Origin of the sequence: Shewanella sediminis HAW-EB3, from assembly GCF_000018025.1 — a bacterium.
Classification (GTDB): domain Bacteria; phylum Pseudomonadota; class Gammaproteobacteria; order Enterobacterales; family Shewanellaceae; genus Shewanella; species Shewanella sediminis.
Window position 1 is genome coordinate 4,395,138 of the sequence record NC_009831.1, and the last position, 25,033, is coordinate 4,420,170.

The 25,033-nt window shown below is 47.1% G+C and carries 25 protein-coding genes; 12 read left to right on the plus strand and 13 right to left on the minus strand.

Features of this window, described 5'->3' with window-relative positions; translation table 11 throughout:
• Positions 1–47 precede the first annotated feature (47 nt).
• From SSED_RS18875 to SSED_RS18885, 3 genes are all read right to left on the minus strand, one after another.
• The gene (locus SSED_RS18875; RefSeq protein WP_012143941.1) at positions 48–512 is read right to left on the minus strand and encodes a hypothetical protein; all 465 of its coding nucleotides are present in this window, start codon (positions 510–512) and stop codon (positions 48–50) included.
• 170 nt (positions 513–682) lie between these two features.
• On the minus strand, positions 683–1,705 hold the full coding sequence (locus SSED_RS18880; RefSeq protein ID WP_012143942.1) for a Gfo/Idh/MocA family protein: 1,023 nt from the start codon (positions 1,703–1,705) through the stop codon (positions 683–685).
• Between the two features lie 3 nt (positions 1,706–1,708).
• Positions 1,709–2,011: a putative quinol monooxygenase gene (locus SSED_RS18885; protein ID WP_012143943.1), complete on the minus strand. Its 303-nt coding sequence runs from the start codon at positions 2,009–2,011 to the stop codon at positions 1,709–1,711.
• Positions 2,012–2,112: 101 nt separating this feature from the next.
• On the opposite strand from SSED_RS18885, the gene SSED_RS18890 reads away from it, so the two are divergent.
• Entirely contained in the window at positions 2,113–3,012 is a 900-nt protein-coding gene (locus tag SSED_RS18890; protein ID WP_012143944.1) for a LysR substrate-binding domain-containing protein, read from the plus strand.
• 28 nt (positions 3,013–3,040) lie between these two features.
• On the opposite strand, the gene miaA is transcribed toward SSED_RS18890, so the two are convergent.
• The 3 genes from miaA to SSED_RS18905 form a co-directional block, all read right to left on the minus strand.
• Positions 3,041–3,946, minus strand: coding sequence for a tRNA (adenosine(37)-N6)-dimethylallyltransferase MiaA (gene miaA / locus SSED_RS18895; RefSeq protein WP_012143945.1), 906 nt, complete (start codon positions 3,944–3,946; stop codon positions 3,041–3,043).
• A gap of 207 nt (positions 3,947–4,153) precedes the next feature.
• Positions 4,154–4,864, minus strand: a complete 711-nt coding sequence (gene deoD / locus SSED_RS18900; protein WP_012143946.1) for a purine-nucleoside phosphorylase — start codon at positions 4,862–4,864, stop codon at positions 4,154–4,156.
• 417 nt (positions 4,865–5,281) lie between these two features.
• Positions 5,282–5,881: a short chain dehydrogenase gene (locus tag SSED_RS18905; protein ID WP_012143947.1), complete on the minus strand. Its 600-nt coding sequence runs from the start codon at positions 5,879–5,881 to the stop codon at positions 5,282–5,284.
• A 123-nt stretch (positions 5,882–6,004) separates the two neighbouring features.
• Between SSED_RS18905 and SSED_RS18910 the strand changes: the two genes are divergently transcribed.
• On the plus strand, positions 6,005–6,886 hold the full coding sequence (locus SSED_RS18910; protein WP_012143948.1) for a LysR family transcriptional regulator: 882 nt from the start codon (positions 6,005–6,007) through the stop codon (positions 6,884–6,886).
• A 64-nt stretch (positions 6,887–6,950) separates the two neighbouring features.
• Here SSED_RS18910 and SSED_RS18915 read toward each other — a convergent pair whose 3' ends face one another.
• Positions 6,951–7,901 (minus strand): LysR family transcriptional regulator, encoded by a 951-nt coding sequence (locus SSED_RS18915; protein WP_012143949.1) that lies wholly within the window; start codon positions 7,899–7,901, stop codon positions 6,951–6,953.
• Between the two features lie 157 nt (positions 7,902–8,058).
• On the opposite strand from SSED_RS18915, the gene SSED_RS18920 reads away from it, so the two are divergent.
• Both SSED_RS18920 and SSED_RS18925 read left to right on the plus strand, forming a co-directional pair.
• Positions 8,059–8,871: an enoyl-CoA hydratase/isomerase family protein gene (locus tag SSED_RS18920; protein WP_012143950.1), complete on the plus strand. Its 813-nt coding sequence runs from the start codon at positions 8,059–8,061 to the stop codon at positions 8,869–8,871.
• Between the two features lie 45 nt (positions 8,872–8,916).
• Positions 8,917–9,798: a radical SAM protein gene (locus SSED_RS18925; RefSeq protein WP_012143951.1), complete on the plus strand. Its 882-nt coding sequence runs from the start codon at positions 8,917–8,919 to the stop codon at positions 9,796–9,798.
• A gap of 155 nt (positions 9,799–9,953) precedes the next feature.
• Here the strand turns inward: SSED_RS18925 and SSED_RS18930 are convergent, their stop codons facing one another.
• On the minus strand, positions 9,954–11,042 hold the full coding sequence (locus tag SSED_RS18930) for an NHL domain-containing protein (RefSeq protein WP_012143952.1): 1,089 nt from the start codon (positions 11,040–11,042) through the stop codon (positions 9,954–9,956).
• A 425-nt stretch (positions 11,043–11,467) separates the two neighbouring features.
• On the opposite strand from SSED_RS18930, the gene SSED_RS18935 reads away from it, so the two are divergent.
• The 5 genes from SSED_RS18935 to SSED_RS18955 all read left to right on the plus strand — a co-directional run bounded on the left by SSED_RS18935 (position 11,468) and on the right by SSED_RS18955 (position 17,113).
• On the plus strand, positions 11,468–12,001 hold the full coding sequence (locus SSED_RS18935) for an NADPH-dependent FMN reductase (protein WP_012143953.1): 534 nt from the start codon (positions 11,468–11,470) through the stop codon (positions 11,999–12,001).
• Positions 12,002–12,216: 215 nt separating this feature from the next.
• Entirely contained in the window at positions 12,217–13,839 is a 1,623-nt protein-coding gene (locus SSED_RS18940) for an HD family phosphohydrolase (RefSeq protein WP_012143954.1), read from the plus strand.
• 9 nt (positions 13,840–13,848) lie between these two features.
• Positions 13,849–15,672: an adenylate/guanylate cyclase domain-containing protein gene (locus SSED_RS18945; RefSeq protein ID WP_012143955.1), complete on the plus strand. Its 1,824-nt coding sequence runs from the start codon at positions 13,849–13,851 to the stop codon at positions 15,670–15,672.
• A complete protein-coding gene (locus SSED_RS18950) occupies positions 15,669–16,232 on the plus strand; it encodes a hypothetical protein (RefSeq protein ID WP_012143956.1) in 564 nt (187 codons plus the stop codon). The genes SSED_RS18945 and SSED_RS18950 overlap by 4 nt, the downstream gene beginning before the upstream one ends.
• The gene (locus SSED_RS18955; protein ID WP_012143957.1) at positions 16,229–17,113 is read left to right on the plus strand and encodes a M48 family metallopeptidase; all 885 of its coding nucleotides are present in this window, start codon (positions 16,229–16,231) and stop codon (positions 17,111–17,113) included. Before SSED_RS18950 ends, SSED_RS18955 begins: the two co-directional genes overlap by 4 nt.
• A 42-nt stretch (positions 17,114–17,155) precedes the next feature.
• Here the strand turns inward: SSED_RS18955 and SSED_RS18960 are convergent, their stop codons facing one another.
• The 4 genes from SSED_RS18960 to SSED_RS24875 form a co-directional block, all read right to left on the minus strand.
• Positions 17,156–18,268 carry a GGDEF domain-containing protein gene (locus SSED_RS18960; RefSeq protein ID WP_041421802.1) on the minus strand — a complete coding sequence of 371 codons (1,113 nt, stop codon included), beginning with the start codon at positions 18,266–18,268 and terminating at the stop codon, positions 17,156–17,158.
• 185 nt (positions 18,269–18,453) lie between these two features.
• Positions 18,454–19,029, minus strand: a complete 576-nt coding sequence (locus SSED_RS18965) for a coiled-coil domain-containing protein (RefSeq protein ID WP_012143959.1) — start codon at positions 19,027–19,029, stop codon at positions 18,454–18,456.
• Positions 19,030–19,357: 328 nt separating this feature from the next.
• Positions 19,358–21,088, minus strand: coding sequence for a thrombospondin type 3 repeat-containing protein (locus tag SSED_RS18970; protein ID WP_012143960.1), 1,731 nt, complete (start codon positions 21,086–21,088; stop codon positions 19,358–19,360).
• 309 nt (positions 21,089–21,397) lie between these two features.
• Entirely contained in the window at positions 21,398–21,535 is a 138-nt protein-coding gene (locus SSED_RS24875) for a hypothetical protein (RefSeq protein ID WP_190273172.1), read from the minus strand.
• Positions 21,536–21,643: 108 nt separating this feature from the next.
• On the opposite strand from SSED_RS24875, the gene SSED_RS18975 reads away from it, so the two are divergent.
• From SSED_RS18975 to SSED_RS18985, 3 genes are all read left to right on the plus strand, one after another.
• Positions 21,644–22,546: an AraC family transcriptional regulator gene (locus SSED_RS18975; protein WP_012143961.1), complete on the plus strand. Its 903-nt coding sequence runs from the start codon at positions 21,644–21,646 to the stop codon at positions 22,544–22,546.
• A 421-nt stretch (positions 22,547–22,967) separates the two neighbouring features.
• A complete protein-coding gene (locus SSED_RS18980) occupies positions 22,968–23,213 on the plus strand; it encodes an HP1242/YdcH family protein (protein ID WP_012143962.1) in 246 nt (81 codons plus the stop codon).
• 205 nt (positions 23,214–23,418) lie between these two features.
• Complete coding sequence (locus tag SSED_RS18985) at positions 23,419–24,315, plus strand: prohibitin family protein (protein ID WP_012143963.1); 897 nt, start codon at positions 23,419–23,421, stop codon at positions 24,313–24,315.
• Between the two features lie 127 nt (positions 24,316–24,442).
• Here the strand turns inward: SSED_RS18985 and SSED_RS18990 are convergent, their stop codons facing one another.
• Positions 24,443–24,997 carry a porin family protein gene (locus SSED_RS18990; RefSeq protein WP_012143964.1) on the minus strand — a complete coding sequence of 185 codons (555 nt, stop codon included), beginning with the start codon at positions 24,995–24,997 and terminating at the stop codon, positions 24,443–24,445.
• Positions 24,998–25,033 lie beyond the last annotated feature (36 nt).

Sequence of the window (25,033 nt, forward strand, 5' to 3'; positions counted from 1 at the left end):
AAACGAACCTTAAATGGTTCGTTTTTTATGTGCCCTCTTTGTATACCTTACTCGCAGGCGCAGACGGCAGATTGCTCACAAGGCGCTGCGGCGGCGACCATGCACATACCACTCTTCTTCCCCGAGCCGACACACCAGGCGTTACAGTCGAAAGTATCCGGGTGACCGATATCATCTTTATGACTATGAAGCTCATCTTTGCCCGGGTTCGACTCGACCAATAAGCCGTTTGGCAGGCAAGCCTCACCAAACATCCTGCCATTAGGCACACCCTTCTCATCGGTCCCGATATGACACCCGGCGACGCCTGGCGCAACACCATCACTATCTTTCCACCACGTCTTCTGCCCCGACATCCAGTCGGCGGGTTTAAACTCAAATGTGCCTTTCGCGCCCGGCATATCCTTAGCACCACTCGAAGGCGCTCCCTCATGGTGAGCGGCAAATACACCGATGGAGAGCGTCATGGCAACGAGTAATATAATACGTTTAATCATCTGAATAGGGTTCATCACTTAGGTACCTTTAAATAAAATGTTTTTGTCACAGATTAAATAGGTTGGAACACCTAATACGACTAATCGATTAATCCTGCCGCCTATACTCACTTCTACTTTCATCATACTGAAGTGAACACACAAAACAGCGACAGGCAGAGATAAGAAAAACTCCAGATTTAAAGTTAGCAGCGGTTATTTAACTCTTCAAGTTTATGAACTTTAGTGGCAGCTTCCCAATCCGTCAGTATCTTCATTATTTGACGTGAATCTTCCGGGGTTGCAGCGGGGCGTTGCAGTGAAGCGCTTCTCTGCTCTATCGCCTCTCTGATTAATCTAACCTGATAGAGGAAACCGTTACCCTCAGCGGACACAGAGACAGCTTCACCTTGCTGTTCATACTCAGTAACAACTAAGCGATTACCTTCAGCCTCCGGTAACCAGGGATTAGACACAAGCGCTAAGCTTCCTTTACTGCCAAGTATTGTAAAATCGGCATGCAAGCCATAATCTTCTGCCGTATGAAGCTGACAGCTAACACCATTACTGAATTGTATGTTTGCGGCCGACTCGCATATATTACCATCTTCGCCAACACGGCCCGATGCCGCGATACGATAGTTATCGAAGATACCGTCGCCGAACGCTTGCTGCATAACGAAGTGCATAAGAGAAGCAGGGTAACAACCTAAGTTATACAAGGCCCCCTTACTATCCGGATTTACGAATTGGGCGATAGAGGCGCAATACACTCCATTGATGGAACGGATTTCGCCAATGGTGCCGAGTCGAATAATTTCGTTTATTTTGCTGGCAAACGGGTGTGTGAGATACATCAATCCCTCAGCAAAGAAAACCTGATTATTTGCAACTGCTGCAAGCGCCTCATCCGTCTTCTTCATATCGATAGACAATGACTTCTCACACAAAATGGCCTTGCCGGCGTTGGCGGCTTTTATCACAAAGTCATGATGAAGATGGTTAGGTAATGCGATGTAGATGATGTCGACCTCATCATCGTTAATCAGGGCATCATAATCCTGATAGATGTTTGCGATATCGTACTTTTCAGCGAATTCCATCAAGGTTTTTTCAGAACGTCCAGCCACACTATGTAAGCGGGTATGACCCTCTTCAACAATGGCATCAGCCATCACTCCAGAAATAAAGCTTGTCCCAAGGATTCCCCAATTCAATGTCTTTTTCATGTTTTACTTCTGCTCTGTTAACAGTTGAGTTTCGAATGCCTGCACCAACTCAGTTAAACCGGATTGGATAAATTTTTGCGTATGTTCGGCCTGAAAATGATGTTCGAAGGCGGCTTTATCTTCATAACGTTCCCAGAAAATGAAGCGGCGAGGATTTTCTCTGTCTTGCAGGGGAAGTGCCATCGAACACCCCTTTTCACTATTCATCCCCTCACAAAAGGAATGTATAGCCGCAATGGCCGTGTCGAGATCGATATCAGGCTTAACCTGTAGTTCCGCTGTAATAAACAAGCCTTGTTCAAACATAATTTGTCCAGATTAACCGAGTAGAGCATGTAATTTAATTGAATCCCTATAATTGATAAACTACCATCCGGTTAATTGTTTACTAACTATGAGTTGGGAATATGGATAAGTTGAAGAGCATGCAGGTGTTTGTCAATGTGGTACAACATGGCAGTTTTTCTCGCGCCGCGATCAATTTTGCAGTCACTTCAACCATGGTTGGTAAACACATTAAGTTCTTAGAGACGCACCTTGGGACTAAGCTGTTAAATCGCACCACACGTAAACAGTCATTAACGGAAGCCGGACAGCTCTATTATTTAGAGTGCCAGCGAATTCTGGATGATATTGCGGAAGCTGAAAATAGCCTGCAAGCATTAGAAAATAAACCCAAAGGAAGGATACGCATCAATTCCCCGGTCACCTTCGGCAATATTCTACTCGCCCCAATAGTGGCAGATTTTCTACAACGCTATCCCGATATTAATGTTGAACTGACACTCGATAACGATTTGATCGATCCTCTTCACGACCCGGTAGATGTGGTGATCCGCATCGGTGAACTCGCCAACTCCTCGTTAATCGCTCGCCAGATTGCCGTTTATGAAATGATGTTTTGTGCCTCTCCCGATTATCTTGCCCGTCATCGAGTCCCTCTTTCTCTGAATGACTTAGCGTCGCATCAATGTCTGGGATTCAGTTACGGAGATATTCAATCGAGTCTGGCGCTGCGTATCGATACTTCAGCATTTGATACACAGCATTCTCGGTTAACTTCGAACAGTGGTCAGGCTCTGAAAGTCGCGGCGTTGAAAGGTACAGGGATTTTACTGCAACCACGTTTACTACTCTCCGAAGAGTTAGGCCGTGGAGACTTGATAGAAATATTGAGCGAACAAGTCCCCAGCCCGACACCGATACACCTCATGTATAAGAGCAAGGCGCTGCCACTGAAAACACGGGTTTTCATTGAATTTGTGTTGACCGCGATGAACGCCAATCTCAAAAGGGATAGGCCGTAATATCTGTTGAACAAGTCGAAATCGGCAATTAACCCAAGTCAGCTAACACTTCACAGGCCTGCTGGTAGATGTCGCCGGAACCTTGTAACCAGTGGATCTTCCCGCCATGTTTTTCAATCCGTCTGAACCAGGTTTCCTGACGCTTAGCGTACTGACATATGGCGGTATTTAGCCTATCGAACATCTCCTCATAGCCGATCTGTCCCGCGATATATTGACTGACGAAGCGGTACTCGAGACCATAATATTCCAGCTGCTCGTGTGATACGCCATTATCCAGTAACCCCTGTACCTCTTCGACCATCCCCTGTTCGAAGCGCTCCTTTAATCTGGTTTTGATTCGCTTACGCAGCACCTTCCTGTCCCATTGAATACCGAAATAGAGCGGCCTGATCTCGGGAAGAGCCTTGGCTGGCTTAGGATTGGTCTGTTTGTTTTTTGCGATTTCGATGGCACGATACAGTCTGGGCCTAACCGTGAGATCGGTTTTTTCGTATTGAGCGGCATCGAGCTCCAGCAGCAGCTTCTGAACCTGTTCCAGTGGCTGTAGATCCAGCTCGGCCCTTAGGGCTAAATCTTTATCCAGCTGAACAAATTCATAACCGGAAACCACGGCATCGACATATAACCCCGTACCACCGACGAGAATAGGCTGTTTATTGCGAGACTCTATATAGGTAAAAGCCTCGAAGAAATCTTGCTGAAATTGGAAGGCATTATATTCATGGCCGGGCTCGACAATATCGATGAGATGATGTGGCACCTCACCATATTCGGCAAGATCTTTACCCGAGCCTATATCCAGCCCCTTATATACCTGCCTCGAATCGGCAGAGATGATCTCACCCTCGAGTTGTCTGGCAAGCTCAACACCTAAGCGGGTTTTACCCGAAGCCGTAGCTCCAATGACCAGGATCAGGTTGAAATTTTTCATAGGCAGGCTGTTTTCCAATAACGGGCAGTAGACGAGAGTATCTAAATTTTACCTTAGTCCCGCTATGGCTCCAACAGGATCCTGCTTTTGGTGTGTGAAACTATGAGCACGTTAGTATTCTGATCGGCTCATATTGCTCTTAAGAATGATATAAATAAAAGCAGCCCATCGAACGATGGGCTGCTACTGAATACCAGTCGGTATAGCCTAAATGCTGATTGCTGTCTCTAAGGCGACACTCATCATTTCGTTGAAAGACTTCTGCCTGTCTTCGGAGCTGAGTTTCTCGCCACGCTTAATATGATCAGAGACCGTGAGTATGGTCAATGCCCTGGCATCCAATTCGGCGGCCACACCGTAGATCCCCGCCGCTTCCATATCCACCGCCATAATTCCCATATCCTCCATCTTGGCGAACAGTTCGGGCTGAGGCGTATAGAAGAGATCTGCCGAGAAAATATTACCCACACGCACCGACACATTCTGCTCGCGGGCCTTGTTCACAGCCGTCTCAAGCAGATGATAGTCGGCAATGGCGGCAAAATCATGGTCACTGAATCTCATCCGGTTGGTCTTTGAATCGGTAGACGCCCCCATGGCGATCACCACATCCATCATATTCACATCGTCACGCACGGCACCGCAGCTACCGATACGAATGACATTCTTCACATCAAACTCGCTAATTAACTCATGGACATAGATGCAACATGAGGGGATCCCCATACCGTGGCCCATAACCGAAATCCTGCAGCCCTTGTACGTCCCGGTGAAACCTAACATGCCACGAACATCACAGACCTGTTTGGCATTTTCCAGGTACTTATCGGCAATATATCTGGCTCGCAGAGGATCGCCCGGCATTAGTATGGTTGGGGCAAAGTCACCGGGTTGAGCATTAATGTGGGGAGTCGGCATAACAAATTCCTTATTGCTTTAGTTGACGAGTATCTGAGTAAGAAGCAAGAAGTCGTCACTCAATCTCTGCCAAACAGGCTTCAGACACGGATTGGCTTCTAGTCTTATTTACATTAAATACTAGTTAATTATTACGAGTTTGCGCTGATAGTTTCATCAAATCAGGAAGTAAAAATTGTGGGTAGTATTCAAAGTCCGATAAGTGCAGAAAAAGTATCGGCGCTTAGAATTTAAAAAGTTGGGGCGATGCGGTGTGAGGATACAGGCAACAAAGCCAGTTGGCACCGCCATAACCGAGTGTGAGTCAGGGTTGGTAACTCATTTAAGGCAGACGGTGCCTAATCTGGTAAAATTAGCCCACTAGCTTGGGCTAACAACAGGAAAGTATCATTGCGCTAGCTGGTGTGACACAGGGAATTATTGATGCTGTGCAACATCCATAGTCTGGCCATGCATCTCCCCCTTAACAGCCAGTTCGTAGACTCTTGCCGTATCGGCAGCCGAAATCCCCCAATCGGGATCCATGCCCATCATCACCATGGTCTCTTTAACAAAAGCCGGTGCAATGACATTCAGTCTTAGCTGTTCAAGCTCCAGTGCCGCCGCCTTAACAAAGCTTTCCAACGCACCGTTAGCCATGCTGATCGATGCACTACCCGGCATAGGTTGACGAGAAAGGACGCCTGAAGTCAGGGTGATTGAACCACCATCATTGATGTGATCACGCCCGACTCTCAATAGATTAACCTGCCCCATCAGCTTATTGTTCAGTGCCAGCTCAAAGTCTTGGTCACTGTGTGCATCCAGAGGAACGAAGTTTGCCAGACCAGCGGCAGACACCAGGGCATCCACCTGACCAACCTGCTCAAACATCTTTTTAATCGAATCTTTATCACCGAGATCGACCCTGACATCACCATCGTTATAGTTAGCCGTAACCAGTTCATTATCACCGGACAGGCGCTCATATACCGCTTTACCTATGGTGCCGCTCGCACCGATTATAAGAATTTTCATATTGTCTCCTGTCGATATTTATCTGTTTCATGCCGGGTACCGATTGATACCGCTCAACTTGTTTTACAGCTTATACCTGTGATTAAATATGAAAAATAACCTTCAAATGAATTGAATTTTCTCATGAAGAGAAATATAGATCTTATCACCGCCATGAGAACATTCCTGGTGGTCGTCGAGCGACACAGCTTCAGTGCCGCATCGCGGGAGCTGAATATCGTGGTCTCTGCCGTTAGCCGTCAAGTCGCGGATCTGGAGAGGCACTTTAATTGTCAGCTGCTCTATCGCACGACCAGAGCCATGCACCTGACCTCCGAAGGGGAGCATTACCTGCGCCAGTTTCAGGAGATCATAGCGCGCCTTGATAACCTCGAATCCTTCTCCCGCCATCGCGGTGAGATCATTGCCGGTCATCTTAAGATAACCACTCCCCAGAACAGCGCTCTTATTGGCTTTCAATCGTCGATACAGGAGTTTTTAACGCTGCATCCCCGGGTAAAGGTCTCCTGGTTGCAGATGAACCGTTATGTGGATCTCGTCGACGAAGGGGTAGATTTAGCATTAAGGGTAGGTAAGCTTGAGGACTCGAATCTGGTCGCCCGCCCATTTGGTGAGTTCACACTAAAGTTTGTCGCCAGTCCCGAATACCTAAGGGTAAACGGTACTCCAAGCCACCCCAGTCAGCTGGATAAACATCGCTGCATCTTAGACAGTTCCAACCGCCATCCCGGACGCTGGCAATATCAAGGATCAGATAAAGAAGAACTGGTACGGGTGAGTGCCGATGTCGAAGTGAATAATGGTCAGATGGTGGCTCAATTTGCGGTCGCCGATCAGGGGGTAGCTCAACTCCCCGATTTTTTACTACAAGATCATATTGATAGCGGCAGGCTGGTGAGCATTCTGGAGGAGTTCGCCATGCCCTCCATCCCTATGTATCTGGTCTACCCGGCCAAACGGATGAAGAGCCCGGCACTGGAGGCGCTGCTCGAATTTCTGCTTTAGGCCAAATGCGAGAGCTTTCACTCTCGGACGTTAGCCGACTAATAGAAGGAGCTGACGATTAAGCTCAACCCTTATAACCATACATATTATCGAAACCGGGAATTCTCGACTCCCAAACGGGAATATCCGCTCCGATGATCTCCCTCAGCGTCTCGATAAAGAGTGTCGTCTTTATCGCAGGCTCTCTGTGGGGATATACCGCGTAAAAAGTGCCAAAATCGGCCAGATTAACGTCCGTCATAATTGGTACCAGCTTACCCTCCAACACCTCATTTTCGATCGTCTGCGCCGTAACCACGGCCAGCATATTGCCCGATAACGCCGCCATCACCATCATCTCAACATCATTGACCCTATAGGCAATATCGAGCTGGATATGGGCAGCTTCACCTTCGGCATCGAAATACTTTATCTTATCCAACAAGATTCCGGGCGCGGAGTACACCGCCGTGGGCAGTTGTTCGAGGGCCTCTATGGTGAGTGGTTCCTTATGTCGCTTTAAAAAGTCCGGCGAGGCGACGATAAGTAATCGGTTTCTTGCAATTTTACGTGCCACCAGGCTCGATTCTTTCGGCTCACCGATGCGAAAACCGATATCGAATCCCTCGGAGACCATGTCTACCACCCTGTCCTCCAGCCTTAGCTCAACATGGATCTGATGATACTTTCTCTGGAATACTTCAACTGCTTTTTGAACGTACTGGCGACCAAAAAATGTTGAACTGCTTATCCGGAGCGTGCCCCTGGGCTCACTATGATAGTGCTGCGCAATTCGGCTGGTCTCACTCAACATCTCCCGCAGGCTTACCGCTTGCTTAACCATTTCAGCCCCCGCCGTAGTCAATGACAGCGAACGTGTGGTTCTGTTTAACAGGCGAACATCTAACTCATCTTCCAATTTTCCTATCTGCTTGGAAATTACTGACCTGTCTACATTCCGCAGATCGGCAGCTTTAGTAAATGAACCCGACTCGACAACTTCGAGCAAGAGTAATAATCGACTCGATAGATCCATTCGTTCTCCTTTCGGTGGCACATTGATGCCATTTTGGCACCAATAAGATGTCGATACGAGTATTTTTCATTGCTTATTGTACTTGTATATTGATTGAACATTCAGAAGCGGCAACACAGCCAGTCTGGAACATCAATAGATGAAAGAGGAAACGACCATGAGCACACTAAAAATCAGCAACACCGACGGCATCGCAACTGTGGTGATCAACAACCCGCCAGTCAATATTCTCACCATAGATCTGATTAATGAACTGAATCAATTCATCCTCTCCCTCAAGGATGATCGAGACACTAAGGCGGTGGTATTTAGATCCTTCCATAAAGCGTTCTTTATCGCCCATCTGGATCTCAATGTGATCAACGGTACGCCCGGTGGTCAGGCTGCATCAATCGAATTCAGCCATATGATCGAAAACATAAAAGCCATGAAGCAGGTCTCTATCGCCGTAGTCGATGGCGTGGCTCGCGGCGGAGGCAATGAGTTTGTGATGGCGTGTGATCTGGCCTATGGCACCGAGAATGCGGCATTTGCCCAACCTGAGCTATATATCAATATACCAACCGGTGGTCAGGGTGCGGTCCAATTTGCCCGTCGTCTGGGTAAAGGCAAGGCGTTGCAGGCCTTACTCACAGGTATGGACTTCACTGCACAGCAGGCTGAGGCCCTAAGCATCATCACCCAATTCGTGCCTAAGGCAGAGATTGAGGCATTTCTTGCCCAAGTGCTATCGATCATCGCCAAGTGGGAGATCCGTGACATCGAAATGTATAAAGAGATAATCGCCACCTCGATAAAGGATGAAGCCGCGGGCAGTGAGCTCGAGTTACGCTACTTTCTTGAGCGAGCTAAAGAGGAGAAGACCCAGACAATTATCGCGGCATTTCTGAAGCATGGTGGTCAGACTGAGCGGGAAGCAAAAGATATGCAGGGAATTTTTGCAGACACAGCTGCAGAGCTCACAAAGTAACCCTAACCAAGCATCTCAATTAATCAATCTCAACGGAGGCACCTTATGAGATACGAAGGTAAAATTTATCGACCACCACCGGAGGCAGGCGCCTACATTTTACAGTGCACCGTTGGCTGCTCTTACAACAAGTGTACCTACTGCTCTATGTACAAAGATGTGCGCTATCGGGTTCGTACCATAGAGGAACTTAAAGAAGATATTCAGATGGCAAAGAAAGCCTACGGTGCAGGAGTTAATAAAGTATTCCTGAGCGATGGCGACGCGATTTCGCTGCCAACTGATACCTTGTTGGAGATCTTATCTGAACTCTATGGTGCTTTCCCCGAACTCACTCACGTCAGTACCTACGCCGGTCCTCAGAGTACCTTGAGTAAAACCCTGGAGGAGTTAACCCAACTAAGAAAAGCCGGGTTAACCATGACCTATCTGGGCGTAGAGTCGGGCTCAGATCGAGTATTAACAGAGGTACGTAAAGGGGTCTCGGCCAAAGAGATGCTTGAGGCAGGCAGTAATATTGTAAAATCAGGAATAAAGCTGGTAGCTATGGTGATGGTCGGTCTGGGAGGCCGTGGCGAGCGCTCTCGTATTCATGCAATTGAAACGGCGGAGCTCATCAATCGGATGAAACCGTACCTTTTGGGTACGCTGACCACTGTTCCGATGCCGGGCACCGTTCTACACAGACAAATGAGCAAGGGAGATTTTAAACTGCTCGACCCTTATGAGGTGCTGGAGGAGATGAAGGTATTACTTGAACATCTCACACTGCCGGATCTCTATATCGATGGCAGGCATGCGTCCAACCTGATGCCGATAAAAGGCAGGCTCACAGAGATAGGCCCTGACGTAATAAGCGCGATAGATAAACATCTAAAGCACAGAGATAACAATTTAATTGGCCAGGCATATATAGGCCAATTTTAAATGAGTTCATTAAAGCCGTGATATCCGTTATCACGGCTTTGCGTGTTACAAAGACACTCACAGAAAGTCATTGCAGCTATTTACCACCAATTTCCGCCTAACCTCGCGGCGTACGAAGAGATTGAAACCACCGCCACACTGAAAAGGTATTCCTTTCACTTAACCTCGGCTTTATCAATGTGCTTAACAATTCTGATATAGCCGTAATCACTCTCAGTTATCAGCAGATTGCCCTTACTATCCATTGAGATGGCTCTGGGTTCGCTGATTTTCTTACCGGGCGTATTGTAGGTTCGACGATCACCGAAGTGCTGATCGTTTTTACCGCCATCGACAAATAGGTGTATGACTCCATCCGGATCGACAAACCAGATTTGTCCCCCCTTATGTGTCGCTAAGAAGTAACCTCCATTAGGGTGAAACCAAATCCCCCGGACCTGATTCAATGCGGTGTCAGTTGCCAGGCAGCCATCGCCACACCCCGAGCGTTTACCCGTGCCTGCAACGATCTCTTTATCTCCATTCGCCGAGACTTTATAAACCAGATTCGCATCCCGGTCGGTGACAAAGAGCTCTCCTTTAGCATTCACCGCAAGGTTAGCCAGCTCATCGAACCCATCAGCGAGAACACGAATCCCCCTACCCCTGCGCCACTGTTTTAACTCAGAACCTGAAGAGTAATAGACCACAGACTCATCGTCACTAACCCATAGCCCACGGCCGGTTTCAATTCCCTCCTCATCCTTAAACAAGGTGGTCACAGTCCCATCATGCTCCACCCTTCTGATCATATCGTTGCCGGAATCTAATATAAAAAGCGCTTCACTGGCCGTTAGCCAGATACCATTAGGAAATGAAAGTTGGGTCAGGGTTCTTTTCAAACTGTCACCGTTGAAACCAGACTCATTGGTTCCGACATAGGTTGAAATCATCCCATTGAGATCTATTTTTCTGATCGCATGCGCATCTTTATCGGCAATAAATATATTGCCATCTGAATCCGCTATCGCCTGATGTGGTCTCGACAGTTCAGCCTTTTTAGCCGAGTGGTTTTCAAAGCCTGTCTGCCAACCGTTATGATACTTCTCACCATGCTTCCCCCTTCCGGCGACGGTATCTATTATCGAAAATGAGTCAGAAAAGCTCTGGTAGTCAAATTCTTCAACAGCGTGGGATGGCAAAGAGATTAAGAGAGTGGCGAGAACGAGCCCAATTAGAGACCCGTTTGTTACAGAAGTAGTCATATTATCCTCATGATTGGTTTACCGATGACACACTCCCCCTTCCACAAGCTGAGCATTGAGTCAAAGGGGTGAGTTAGATTTAGCCAGTATATGGATCACACACAAAAAGAATGGGACACAGCTCTAGTTTCAACCTGATAATACAGCCAGTACGGCAACACAAGCATCTGCAACAGCATATCTATTCCACAAACATACCAGGCTTAAGATCGGGCTCACTGCGATTCTAAGTGAAAAGTCGTCGTCACTGGAAACTTGTTTACCCTCCATAGGGCAGCTAAAAACAGAGAGGGGAGAAGAAAGTTTCATATTTAGATTCGTTATCTGACTCTGGGACTTTATAACCAGGATTGCGGAGCTACAATTCAGTGAATAAACCGTTATTCCCCCCGCGATTTACCGTCGATGAACCATAGGAGTAAACCATGAAAGTTATTGCTTTTGCCGCAACGAATCACAAGAAATCAATTAATAAACAGTTAGTAGAATATGCTACGACTCTCTTAACTAAGGTAGAGGTTGAAGTATTAGACTTAAACAACTACGAACTGCCCCTCTATGGACAAGACAGAGAGGAAGAGTTGGGGCACCCCCAGCTTGCTAAAGATTTCTTGGCTAAAATAGGTGAAAGTGATGGGATCATCATCGCCTTCGCCGAGCACAATGGTTCTTATACCGTGGCGTATAAAAATCTGTTCGATTGGTGTTCCCGTATCGAGCCAAAAGTTTATCAAAAGAAGCCTATGGTGCTACTGGCTACATCGCCTGGTTCTATGGGGGCTTCCAATGTATTAGCCACAGCGATTCAATCGGCGCCATATTTCGATGGTGTTGTGAAGGCCAGCCTGTCTATTCCCAGCTTTTTTGATAATTTTGATAGCGAAAAAAAGGAACTAAAGCATGAAGAGTTAGATGAACAGCTCAGGGATGCGATCAGTCACTTAAACCATTTAAAGTAAGTTATACCGGACGAGGGGCAGGTAAAAGAGGAGCAGGCGTCGAGCGAGTGATTAAAGTTAGCCAGCCCGGCATACGCAGAACCGGGGATCTGGCCGAGCACAAGTTTGACGCCACCTATGATCGCGACTATATGAAGTAGAAGCACACAACAAAAGTGCCTCGACATACGGCTTGGCTCTATTCCCTGATCTCTGATTTTAAGTGGTTTTTAAACATGTCTGAACTCAGTAATAAACAGATTGCAGAGCGGTTACAGCATCTTACAACCTTAAGTATCGCCCTCAATGACATCAAGAATATCGAGGTCCTGCTGGAACGCATCTTACAGACGGCAAAAAATATCACCCATGCCGACGGAGGTACTCTATACCGCGTCAGTGCGGATAAAAAATATCTGGAGTTCGATATCCTTTTCAACGACTCTCTGGATCTTCACTTTGGCGGAACCCTGGAAAAGTCTGAACAGATGAGATCTATCCCGCTATCTCTGGACAACGCAGAGCCGAACTTAGAAGCCGTTGTCGCCTACGCCGCAAACCGCAAAGAGTCGGTCAATATCGAACATGTGTACGATACGCCCCTGTTTAATTTTTTAGGAATGCGCAAATTCGATGAATTCTATGGTTATCACTGCCAGTCCCTGCTAACCGTACCCATGTTGGACCATAACTCAGAGTTAGTTGGCGTACTGCAGCTGGTGAACTCCAAGGCACCTTTCTCTCATCAGGTTCAACCATTCTCAATGACAGACCAGGTGTTTATCGAGGCACTCACCTCTCAGGCCGCGATTGCCATCACCAATCAAGAGCTCATATTACAGCTGGAGGATCTGCTCGAATCTCTGGTGAATTTAATCAACATAGGCATCGATGAAAAGTCACCGAATACCGGCAGACATTGTCAGCAGGTGCCTAAATTAACCATGATGTTGGCCGATGCTGCACAGAAGACAGATGAAGGAGCATTAAAAGATTTTGCCATGTCGATGAGTGAACGATATGAGCTCTGGTTAGCCGGTATGCTGCATGACTGCGGCAAGATAACGACGCCGGTTCATGTCATCGAAAAAGCGACTAAGTTACAGACTATCTTCGACCGTATTCACCTGATCGATGCCCGCTTCGAGATCCTCAGAAGGGATGTTGAAATTCACTATCTGAAACAGCAGGCAGCCCAAGGGCCATCGAACCGGCTATCCCGAGAGCTCGAATGTAAACTCGAACGATTTGAAGATGATCGCACCTTTCTGGCTTATGCCAATATCGGCTCTGAGCGTATGAAGGATGAAGATCTGCAGCGCGTCGCCTCCATCGCTAATTACACCTGGGTAGATCAACAGGGCAACACGCAAACGCTACTCAATGAGGAGGAGGTTGAAAACCTGATGATCCCGGCCGGCACCCTGACCAATGAAGAACGAAAGATTATTAACAACCACATCTCACTCACCATACGTATGCTCGAAACCTTGCCCTGGCCGAAACACCTGCAGCATATCCCTGAATTTGCAGGCGGGCACCATGAGCGGATGGACGGAAAAGGTTACCCCAGAGGCCTGCGCGGTGAAGAGATGTCGGTACAGGCAAGAATAATGGCAATCGCCGATATCTTTGAAGCCTTAACAGCCAAGGACCGCCCCTACAAGACAGGGAAAACACTCTCTGAATCCTTGAGAATTCTGGGAAAATTTAGTCTCAATGGACACATTGACCCCGAGCTGTTCCATATTTTTGTAAAACAGAAAGTGTATCTGGAGTACGCCAATCAATTTATGGATAGTGCACAAATTGATGAGGTCGATGAAACACAGATCCCCGGTTACTTAAAGCCTCAATAAGCAGAACAGATGAAGAGCAGTCACTTTCTCAACGCATTCAGCTTAGGCTTCCTGTTATTGGTCCTCACCGAGGTGATCTGGTTTAAGACACTGGTGCCTCTGGAGTTTGGTCTTTCCGATTATTTCGTCAAGATACACGCGCAAAGCGTGCAGCCGGATCCGGATATCGTGATTGTAAATATCGATGATGCCAGCCTGGCCCGCATGGAGAATCAGGTAGGCAGCTGGTTCTGGCCTCGCTCGGTTCATGGTGAAATGGTCGAAGGGATAAGCAAGCAGCAACCCAAAGCCATAGTGTTCGATCTCTCTTTCGTCGAGCGGGATCTCTATCGAACAGAGAGTGACGCCCTGTTCAATCAAGCTCTCGAAGGGAAGCAGAATATTTTTTTCGCCCTGGTGCGGCTTGACTCACAGCAAGATAAGAATGGACCAGAGCTCGCTGTTATTGCTGATAAGGTTGGCTTAATCAGAACCGAAGAAGCAAAACCGGATGCCAGAGCCGCGCTTATGCCCCCACTGGCAATAGACCCGAAATACTGGCGTTTAGGCACAGTGAACTTTCTTAATGACAGTGACGGCGTCGGGCGCAGATATGATATCTACAGGAATATTTACGGCTGGCTACTGCCCTCGCTTCCAGCCAGAGTCATCAAGGATCTCGGCTATGAGCTTCCCATGGTCGAGCATATTACGCTCTCATGGCGTGGCCCAAAAAATCCCTATCGAAGGCTCTCCTATGCCGATCTCTATGAAGACTTTAACCGGGAGATCCCCCTCAGAGAACCCAAGGAGTTAGCGGGTAAAATTGTCATCATTGGCGCCGATGCCTCGGCGCTACATGATGTTAGAGTTACGCCAATCGATAGTCTCTATTCCGGCCTGGACATTCTCGCTACCGCCATAGATAACCTGAAGAACCAAAGCTATATGACAACGCTTCCCCAATGGAGTTACTTGCTGATATGTTTGGCCGCAATTATAGGCGTTTATGTTTGCTTCATGTTCAGGATCAACGCTATTTTCGTGGGACTCTCACTCCTGGGTGCAAGCGGTATAGCCCTGCTCGCCAGCTACCTGTTATTGAACCGGCAGATCTTACTTCATATGCTAACGCCACTCTTATTGATGTGGCTGTATTACTTTTCTCTATCGCTGCGGGAGTACCTTGTCGAGCTAAGGGCAAGGAAAAAAACGGTCGAGCTCTTCAGCCGATTCGTCGACCCGGTTGTGGTGAAACAGCTGGTCTCAAGCGAAGGGTTGAGTCGTGAGGGAGAGAGCAGACAGGTCTCTGTACTATTTTCAGATATTCGCGGCTTCACCAGTCTCTCTGAAAACCGTACACCACAGGAGGTAGTGAGCCTGTTAAACCGTTACTTTACCCTGCAGGTGGCCGTTGTATTTAAGCATGGAGGCTCACTGGATAAGTTTATCGGTGACTGCATCATGGCCTTCTGGGGCGCCCCCCTGGACGACCCACAGCACGCCGTCCACGCCGTCAATGCCGCAATGGAGATGGCGGAGGTATTGCAACAATTCAAGGAGGAGCTGGGGGAACAAGATGCCAACTTTGATGTTGGCATCGGCATCCACTCGGGCCCAGCCGTGATAGGCCTTATCGGCTCGGAGCAACGTAAGGAATATACCGCCATCGGAGACACGGTAAACTTAGCCAGCAGAATCGAGGGGCTGACTAAGGGGGTCTCCCGAATTTTAGTCTCCGGTGACACCATGGTTCTGTGCGCTGACCACTTTGACTTCAAGCCCTACGGCTTCTATAAGGTTAAGGGCCGGGCACAAGAAGTTGAACTTTTCGCACCGGTAAGGAAAACATGATGAAACGATTTTTAGCGGCTCGAAAAGCGGTGCCACTCTGGCTAATACTGCCTTTATTCATAGTCGCGAGCCCCTGCCTTGGACAAGATAAAGCAGAGCAGGAAAACGCGAGTCTGGTCCGGGAAACAGATCTGAAACGCAAGCCTTTCAGCGATGCAACCACGATAACCATCCTTCCTCAGGAGCTCGATGTTCATGTGTTGTCGAGGCAATCCAGTTGGTTGCAGATCCGGGCCCAAGAGCAGATCGGCTGGGTGAAGATGTTCAGTGTGCGTTTTACCGGTTATGTAGAGCCGACATCAGACTCTTTCGCCGGTACCAAGGAGTTATTCAACCTAATCACCACGGGGAGCAGTGGTAGCACAGTCACGACCGCTTCTCGCGGACTCGATGAAAACAAGTTTTCAGACCCCACTCCTGACCCGAATGCGTTTGCAACCATGCAAAGCCTGACGGTATCTAAAGCTGAAGCCCACTCCTTCGCTAAAGAGCAAAACCTTCGTGAACAGCAACAGGATTATCTGCAAGTATCAACGTCTGGCTCCGGAGGTAAGTCATGAATAAATTAACCACATCGATTTTACTCCTGAGCCTTGGTATCGCTTGCAGTGGCTGCGGGTCGAATCAGAGTTTTGTGTTTAATAATATCGATATAGGTAAGGGGCTATCGGCCCTGGAGCATACTCAAGATGCCCTGACCGAGGTCGATGAAACTGCCGAAATAGCTCTGGGCCGGGAGATTGTCACCAACCTGCTTGGTGTCGCCCCCCTGCTTGAAAACCAGGAGGTGCAGCAATATGTTAACCGGGTCGGCCGCTGGGTCAGCATGCACTCCGAGCGTCCGGAACTGCCCTGGAGCTTCGCCGTGCTCGATGATGATAGCATCAACGCTTTCGCCACCCCCGGTGGCTACATAGTGCTCACCAAAGGTTTGTTGCTTACTCTCAACAATGAAGCTGAACTAGCCGGAGTACTCGGCCATGAAATATCTCATGTGCTGCGAAGACACCATCTGAATGCACTGAAAAAAGCCAGTGGCATGAGTGCATTAACCGAGATAACCGATCTCATTTTAACGGCAAAAGAGCAAAGTACTGAATCACTAAAACTCGTTACCGCAGGCACAGAACTGTATACCCGCGGATTAGATAAGGAAGATGAATTTGAATCCGACCGTATGGGGATAGTGTTAGCCACCAGAGCAGGCTACGACCCTTATGGTCTGCCCGCCGCATTACAGACTCTGGAGATGATAAATCCCGATGACGCGGGTCTCGCCATGCTGTTTAAGACCCACCCATCACTGGATGAGCGACTCGGACGATTAGATGCCGCTATGGCCAGCGGATTCGATCAGTATGAGCGTTTACCCACAGCCAAAGAGCGATTTACCCGCACTATGGCAGGTATCTCTTCGGGGTTGAGTAAAGTAAAAAGCTAGAAAGTTGGAGCGGCCATCCTTTAGAGTTGATGGGCAGCGGGGTTAGCCATTCACTTTAAATTGGTCTCGTCCTGCTTGCTTCGCACGATATAGCAGCTCATCTGCAGCAATGATTAATGCCTCTGAACTCATACCAGATTGCCACTGGCATACTCCTTGAGACATGGTTACACATGGACTGACATCTGAAGCAGGATGAGGGATTGCCCTGCTCATTAAAGCGCTTCTTGTCGCCTCGGCAACTCTGGCGGCGCCTTGAAGATCGGTTGATGGCAGTACAATAACAAACTCTTCGCCACCGTAACGGCTCACCACATCCCGGGGGCGCTTAACCGTCTCTGTCAGTACCTGCGCAACGGCAACGAGACACTCATCTCCGGCTGAGTGCCCGGCACTATCATTGAAGCGCTTAAAAAAATCGATATCCATCATGATCAGGCTCAGCGGATTATGGTTTCTTTCTGCGGCTCTGATCTCCTGCTCCAATATGGTGTCGAACTGTCGTCGATTACTCAGCTGTGTCAAACCATCAACTAATGCCAGCCGCCTGAACTGTAATACTAATTTCTTTTTTTCAACATCCCGACTCACCGCCTTGATAAACCAGGACTCCATTATTTTCTGTCCGGTCGATACGATAGCGACGAAACATATTAGTTTGGTAACAGGAAACAGGGGCGATTGCGGAAAAGCATTTAACCTTATCGCGCAGACACTGAGCATAAGAGGAACCGTTGCGGCAATCATCGCATTTCTGTTAGGAAACAGCGCAATCGCCCAGGTCAAAATAAGGATATCAAGCATAGCTTCTATCGCAACAAGGCTGTCGTTCATTCCATCCCTCAGCCCCCAAAATACCAGCAGCCAGGAAAGATCGAACAGCAACAGAAAAGCATAAAAGTACTTCCACCTTAACTGCTTAAAACTGGTTTTTTTGATTAGCTGAAAACGCATTATGATGATAATCAGAAGTGGAATAAACCAGGGAAATGCCCGCAGTAATATGGATATCCCGCCGGGCAGGAAAAAGGAGTGTATTATGATCACCGACAGCAAAAATAGTGACATTTTCATTACCCAGCCGACAGACTTCAGCAGGTATAACCGCATCTCTTTTATCAATTGAATTTCAAATGAAGGAACCCGGGACTTCATGGAGATGACGACCAATGTTTATTCACGGTAAATAAAGTATATATGACTAACGGATAGTGACGAATAAAAGTGTTCAGGAATAAAGAGTTCTAAAGATGAGCCTGCCATGTATCAGCAGGCATAAAGCTCATTAACAGAGTCTGAAAAAGTTGATAAGCCGGCCTCTTAATCTTAAAAAATCAGTATCAGCTTGGCTCCAATACACCCGATCCCATGTCGCAGTTTTCGGCGAGTCGAGCCTTCAGCACTTTATTAGACTTAGTCAGGAGTGCATTTTCTGCCTTCACTTCATCTAACTCCGTTCGTAAGGCCAGAAACTTCTTAATCACTAAATTTTTGTCAGCGTTCGCCTTTTGCTCTCTCTCTTTGGTTGCCGCCAGTTGAGTTTTAAGGTCGGTAACCATAGATAATAACCTTTCGATATCTTCATTCTTTGCGAAACGTTGATCGCTGCCGACCTTCAGCTCGGCGATATCATCTTCCTCTAACAGGGCATGAGTTTTATTCTTCAAAAAATAATAGCCGAGTCGCGCCATATAAAAGAAACAGGTTATAGCCAGAACAATGAGGTAGTGATTATCGGCAACGGATGCCAGTGCCGCATCAGCTCTTGTCAAAAGGTCGCCACTAGTGGTGAAGAAGCTGGTGAACAGTTGGTTATGCCAGATAAACCAGATCAAGAGATAGGTGAGAATAAATCGAGGGGCAATCCTTTGATTTTCATTAAAATGAACGACTGCTTTTAATGCTTTTATAGACATAAAAATTCCTTTTTTTGGATAATGCCATTTTTAACCATGCCTTTCAAGAAAACCGACTTAACAATGGCTTACACGGGCATCTTTCCTCAACCTCTCTAATAAAAAATCCACTCGCAAGCTCCCCACGAGTGAAACTCTTACGCTGTCACACTAAAAAGCTAACGAGATACTTTATCAGGCTTATCGGTGACTTGGTTTTAAACAGTTTTTGGGCGGTTTTAGTTAATTTGGAGTGGTAAACATAAAAAGGCTTCTGCACGCTACAGAAGCCTTTGTTGTCTGGGCTAAATTGGAAAGCCAAAACGATATGCTAATAGCTTTTATCCGGTTACTTACCACAAGCGGATTGCGCTGCAGCCTGCATGATAGCCAAAAACTCCCACTGATTTATCAACTCCTGCTTACGGAAGGTTTTAGCCACCTTCGCCGTTTGGGACACATACTGGCCATGGTTCTTCCAGGCTGTACTCTCCTCTGGGCCCTCACAGGGAACGAGTTGAGCAATACTGCAACCGCTGGCGTTCACTATGGCACCCATCGGAGTAAACAGACACAGATCTGAGTCATCAACAACCTCATCATTGTCGGCATCGAGATCGCAAACATCACCCAGTAGATCATCATCAAAGTTGGCTTGATCGGTATTAGGGATAAGCGGACAGTTGTCTGACTCATTTTCAATCCCATCTCCATCCATATCGGAATCACAGAGATCACCTAACAGATCGCCGTCGGTATTAAGCTGTTCCGGGTTGAAGTCGAACGGGCAGTTATCATCACTGTAATCGACAATATCTTCATCGATATCCAGGCTACCTCTCTCCAGCAGCAGATTCCAGATCCTGTAATCACTCCCCTCCAGAGCATTCAGGGGATTTTCGGGATCTCCTATCTCTTCGAGACTGCGATCGGAAATGCCGAGATCTCCAACATAGTCCGTGGGGCGATGGTAAACGCAACGCGGCGAGGTGACAGAGAAGAATAAGTCCGGGAATGGAATCACAGGTTCAAAGAAACACTCAGGTACCAGGGTCCCCCAATATTCCCGCGTTATTACAGGAAAGAAGGATTCTGCACGCATAAGTTCAGGATACGGAGGGAGTGCTGAAGTGGGATCGGGACCGAACACAGCATAGATAGACGTTAACTTATCGGTAAAATAGCTCTCAAGTTCACCGATCCCTATGTTGCCGTCGCCATCGGTGTCGGTCACCTCGTCATACCAACTCAAATCTCGCGCCGTGTGCGACAGGTCATCATTAAATCTGACGTGCCCCCATTCGGAAGAGCCCAAAACCTCGGTCGCCACGATCTTAAGCACCATCGAAACCACGCGTATGGCTTCTACCTTACTGAGACCAAACAGATCTCTGTGTCCGCCCCTATAGATATTACCGACCATAGTTTCATGGCTACCCGGTACGGTAAATGCGTCATAATGAGCCGCCGTAGGGGTTGGAAATACCGGGGCGAAGAACTGGGTGCGTTCATCGACTGAATAGAAGCCAAGATATTCCACATTCTCAGGGAGATTGAATACCTCTGCGGGCATAAACGCATCTCCGGGAACCGGGTCGAAGTTCAATATGTTGATTTTTTTGATCTTACTTTTCAAATTAGCGTGATCCGCATTATTCGAGATTGTGTGGGCGAAATGCAGAGTCGAAGCCCCGCCTCGGCTGAATCCCACTAAATTAAGTATGATGCAAGGGGTCAAGTCACATGAATCTGACACCTCCTGAGGAAAATTATCGATCACCTCTTCCAGCTTCCCTTCAGCTTCTGAAAACTTACCGTCCCAATCAGGCAGTGCGGCTTCCAGCCATGCAAAACCATCAAGGATTTTCTTATGATGATTGCCACCATCGACCTGCTGTTTATACAGGGTCGCAATCGTTTCCGGCTCAGAGAATGGATGAAGAAGTTGAGCTTCATTCCAATACTCCTGAGTCATATTTGTACCAGCGAAGTAGATGGTAACCACTTGCTCATCGGTTTGTGCATTAGCGACCACTGAGAGGGTCGCTAACAGCATCGAAAGAATAAATTTAAACCTCATAACTTACTCCTTTAAATTACATGCAATCTCCGAATTAAACTGTTCAATAATTCGCCACAAAAGTATAGTTGACAACTGGCCTAGCTAGAGACTTTTAAAGGGCTAAACATTGATGTAAAACACAAGAGGTGAATTTAACCATACCCCGTACCACAAGGGGCTTTCAACAACTTTAGTGCACTTAAGGACATGACTACCCCCTGTATAAAAAGATAGTGTTTTATATGCATGAAAAGGTAGGACAAAAACTCCGGGCTAGACATTATATCGGCTTAAGATTATGTCAACCGGAATAGATATAATATCCAGTTAAAAATAGGTGTTATCGGAATAATCATAGAGCCACTGAGAACGATAGACCACAACAGCAACACGGCCACCGAGAAGAGTTGCCCTCCCCCCAATACTCCAGTCTATCTCGTTAAAGGGTTTTGGTATTGCCTTCATAAAGCCGATACCTAACTTCCTATAATCTCTGTTTATTAATGGCTGAAAATCTGTTTTACTGACGACCTCTTATTGTTTTACTGCCTACGCCTTAACAGAGCCTATCCGATGAGAACCGATTACCTGCAGCGACTAAAACCTGTGATCCGCTACCTTGAGCAAAACTTCAATCAACCATTGAACTTGCCCGAAGTCGCAGCCAAAGCCAACATCTCCCCTTATCATTTCCACCGAATATTCAAGGCTGTCACTAACGAGACGCTGGCGGAGTACTTGAGGCGATTAAGGCTGGAGCGTATAGCCACAGATCTCTTCTATAAACAGGTTTCAATCACCGAGCTGGCACTGGAGAACGGATTTTCAAGCTCTCAAAGTCTGGCCAAAGCATTTAAACAGCGCTTTGGATTAACACCGAGTGAACTAAGGGAGTGTGAAAGTAACGAAAAGCTGTGTCAGTTGATGCGAAACAGCAAGATTGGACACACGTTGCGCAATATTGGAAACGCCAACCAGAGCGAGACTCCCTACCATGGTGACATTGACCAACAACGGAGAGTCACAATGGAAACCACAACAATTGAAGCTGGTACCTTAGCCTACATTCGAGTTACCGGGCCTTACGGACAAGGGTATGAAGAGGCAATGAAACACCTCTGCACCTGGGCCGGAGCCAAAGGGTTCAGCTGTGAGAATGCAATCTTCATCTATCACGATAACCCCGAAATCACCCCGGATGAAAAATGCCGTACCGATATCTGTTTTAGGGTGCCGGCAGACACTCAGGCAAGTGGCCGGGTGGAGCTACAGGTGTTTCCCGGTGGAAGCTATGCCTATATTCGCCAAACCGTCAAGCAGATGAACGAGTATGGTCAGGCGTGGAGTGAGCTGATGAAGCTGGTCGTCGATACGGGACTAGAGTCGGACGAACGTCCCTGTTTCGAGCTATACCATAGCTTCGACCCACAGACATATGTGAGCGATGTCAGCTTCTGCACCGCGGTAAAAATTTAGCAGCCACCTGATAGCTGATTAGAATCATATACAACAAAGAGAGAGGCTTAAGTGCTTCCCTCTTTGATCTCAATCAGGCTTTCTTAAGCCATTTTCTTTCGGAGTAGAAAACCAGATTCCGGCCAACATATTCAAACCAGCAATTGATTTACATCAAACTTCACCCAAAAATCTATGTTCCCATTGCTCTTAATGGGTTAAATTTTAGTCAGGGTTAGATGCCATTATCTCTGTACCCTGAGTTCTTTATTGACGTTACCTGGCTCTCTGTATGGGTCGCCTATTAGTTCACGTTAATGCCAATAATACGATAAACGGATTTTTATAAAGCTTGCTTGCAAACTTGTAATTAACGACAGGGTTAGCTTTACTTATATAGCGACAACTCTGTTTATTAACTACCTAATTAAAAGGGGTTTTTATGTTAGGCGAAGATCACTCTCTTATTAATGAGTTTCCTGAATACCGAGATATTGTTGTTAAGCTTTCTCAAAGCAACGAAGCCTTTGCAAAAGGAGCCAAACATTACAATGCGCTGGATAAAGAAATTCGAGAGCTCGAATTAAAGGGCGCGCCAATCGATGATGAGTCCATGCACCAATTAAAGCACGACAGAGCCGAACTGAAAGATTCACTGTTTCAGCGCTTATCGATTGAAAAAGCATAGTGCTTTAAACCCTGCGATACCCGAAAGCTCAAAAATAAGCAGACCTGAGTATAGTTCTACTCAGGTCCGCTTATTCTTATGCCTCATCCGCGAAACACCTTCAAACCACAATTTCAAAAAGAGCGCGCAACCTTAGCGCTACAAATGTTTCATAAGGTTACATTAACTGGTATCTTTGCTCCGCATACTTAGAAAGGATACTCAAATGCTGGAACAAAAGTTAAAGTCCCCCAAGTTTTTCAAATCAATCTCAATCGTTAAATTCCTGCCACTTATTTTGTTGATTATCGCCCTGTTCAATTCCTATTTTATTGTCATTGAAGGCCATGTCGGCGTGGTAAAGCGTTTCGGTGAAGCAAAGGGGCAAGAAAACCCAGGCTTACACTTTAAGATCCCCTTCATTGAAACCGTCGAGATGATCGAGGTGCGCACGCGTAAAAATGCAGAAAAAATGGCATCGAGCACCAAAGAGCAGATGCCGGTCACCGTCGAAGTATCCGTTAACTGGACGGTTAACAAAGAGGCGGCACTCGATCTATTCAAGCGTTATGGTGGCTTAACTCAATTTGAACAACGTATTTTAGACCCACGTTTTCGCTCTGCCACCAAGGATACGATTCCGCAATTCGAAGCGGAACAACTCATTCAAGACAGAGCCAGTGCGATTCAAGGCATAGAACGCCGCTTGGCCGAAGAGATGGAAGGCTTCCCGGTTGTGGTAGATAACATTCAAATTGAGAATATTATTCTGCCGCAAAAGTACATTAACTCGATAGAGATCAAACAGACCGAGAAAAACCTCGCGGCGGCAGAGGAACACAAGCTCGAACGTCAACGCCTCGAAGCCTTAAGAGCGGTCAACACCGCCGATGCCAGAGCGAAAGGGATTTTGAAGATCGCCGAAGCTGAAGCACAATCCATTTTGTTGAAAGGTAAAGCCGAAGCGCAGGCGATCGATGCAAAAGCTAAAGCCCTCAAGAATAATCCATTGATTGTGAAGCTTACCGAAGCACAGGCCTGGGACGGCAAACTGCCATCGACTATGATGGGGGAAGGCGTTATGCCAATCATGGATATCAGAGATAAGTCAGAGTCGAATTAATCTTTGGCTACATATGGCTAATCAGTCGAGCCAGCCCCTACTGATTAGCTCTTAAACAAAAAAAGGGATATCTGAGATATCCCTTTTTTATCTTCTCTCGCCCCCACACTGATAGAGGGAAAGCCGATTAGAACTGGTAATGTATGCCTAACGCGAAGTTAGAGATATCGGTATCTATGTTTTGAGCGCCGTTAGAATACTCAGAATCCAGCTCACCGGTGACAACATCATAACCAAGGCGAATATTCAGATTCTCTGTCATTGAGGCATTTACTCCTACGCCATAGGCCCAACCGAAGCCAGTGAAATCTTCATTTCGTAAGTAATCGGGTCTGGCAACAACAGCCATAGAGGCAATACCAACTTTGCCATATACGGAAAATGTATCATCGATCTGATAGGTAAACTTAGGGGTAAAAGCGAAGGTGCCGGCGCCTAGGTCAGTACGACTGTCACCCAGATCGCCAGAGACAAACATGTTGGCCTCTAAACCAAACCACTCGTTAAAGTTATAACCGCCGTATGCCCCAATGCCTACACCCGACTCACTATCACCGGCTTTCAGTTTAAGTTGACCTAAACTGCCACCGACATAGAAACCTGTGTGGTCGTTGGCCGCCAACGCATTAGTTGATGCAAAAATAGCTAATAATGATACTGCCGCGACAGAAAGTTTTTTCACAATATTCCCCAAAGAAATTATTTTTCGTTACACCTG

Coding starts and splice junctions, on each gene's coding strand:
- SSED_RS18875 (WP_012143941.1), bottom strand. CDS start 512: ATGAACCCTATTCAGATGATTAAACGTATTATATTACTCGTTGCCATG.
- SSED_RS18880 (WP_012143942.1), bottom strand. CDS start 1,705: ATGAAAAAGACATTGAATTGGGGAATCCTTGGGACAAGCTTTATTTCT.
- SSED_RS18885 (WP_012143943.1), bottom strand. CDS start 2,011: ATGTTTGAACAAGGCTTGTTTATTACAGCGGAACTACAGGTTAAGCCT.
- SSED_RS18890 (WP_012143944.1), top strand. CDS start 2,113: ATGGATAAGTTGAAGAGCATGCAGGTGTTTGTCAATGTGGTACAACAT.
- miaA (WP_012143945.1), bottom strand. CDS start 3,946: ATGAAAAATTTCAACCTGATCCTGGTCATTGGAGCTACGGCTTCGGGT.
- deoD (WP_012143946.1), bottom strand. CDS start 4,864: ATGCCGACTCCCCACATTAATGCTCAACCCGGTGACTTTGCCCCAACC.
- SSED_RS18905 (WP_012143947.1), bottom strand. CDS start 5,881: ATGAAAATTCTTATAATCGGTGCGAGCGGCACCATAGGTAAAGCGGTA.
- SSED_RS18910 (WP_012143948.1), top strand. CDS start 6,005: ATGAAGAGAAATATAGATCTTATCACCGCCATGAGAACATTCCTGGTG.
- SSED_RS18915 (WP_012143949.1), bottom strand. CDS start 7,901: ATGGATCTATCGAGTCGATTATTACTCTTGCTCGAAGTTGTCGAGTCG.
- SSED_RS18920 (WP_012143950.1), top strand. CDS start 8,059: ATGAGCACACTAAAAATCAGCAACACCGACGGCATCGCAACTGTGGTG.
- SSED_RS18925 (WP_012143951.1), top strand. CDS start 8,917: ATGAGATACGAAGGTAAAATTTATCGACCACCACCGGAGGCAGGCGCC.
- SSED_RS18930 (WP_012143952.1), bottom strand. CDS start 11,042: ATGACTACTTCTGTAACAAACGGGTCTCTAATTGGGCTCGTTCTCGCC.
- SSED_RS18935 (WP_012143953.1), top strand. CDS start 11,468: ATGAAAGTTATTGCTTTTGCCGCAACGAATCACAAGAAATCAATTAAT.
- SSED_RS18940 (WP_012143954.1), top strand. CDS start 12,217: ATGTCTGAACTCAGTAATAAACAGATTGCAGAGCGGTTACAGCATCTT.
- SSED_RS18945 (WP_012143955.1), top strand. CDS start 13,849: ATGAAGAGCAGTCACTTTCTCAACGCATTCAGCTTAGGCTTCCTGTTA.
- SSED_RS18950 (WP_012143956.1), top strand. CDS start 15,669: ATGATGAAACGATTTTTAGCGGCTCGAAAAGCGGTGCCACTCTGGCTA.
- SSED_RS18955 (WP_012143957.1), top strand. CDS start 16,229: ATGAATAAATTAACCACATCGATTTTACTCCTGAGCCTTGGTATCGCT.
- SSED_RS18960 (WP_041421802.1), bottom strand. CDS start 18,268: ATGAAGTCCCGGGTTCCTTCATTTGAAATTCAATTGATAAAAGAGATG.
- SSED_RS18965 (WP_012143959.1), bottom strand. CDS start 19,029: ATGTCTATAAAAGCATTAAAAGCAGTCGTTCATTTTAATGAAAATCAA.
- SSED_RS18970 (WP_012143960.1), bottom strand. CDS start 21,088: ATGAGGTTTAAATTTATTCTTTCGATGCTGTTAGCGACCCTCTCAGTG.
- SSED_RS24875 (WP_190273172.1), bottom strand. CDS start 21,535: ATGAAGGCAATACCAAAACCCTTTAACGAGATAGACTGGAGTATTGGG.
- SSED_RS18975 (WP_012143961.1), top strand. CDS start 21,644: ATGAGAACCGATTACCTGCAGCGACTAAAACCTGTGATCCGCTACCTT.
- SSED_RS18980 (WP_012143962.1), top strand. CDS start 22,968: ATGTTAGGCGAAGATCACTCTCTTATTAATGAGTTTCCTGAATACCGA.
- SSED_RS18985 (WP_012143963.1), top strand. CDS start 23,419: ATGCTGGAACAAAAGTTAAAGTCCCCCAAGTTTTTCAAATCAATCTCA.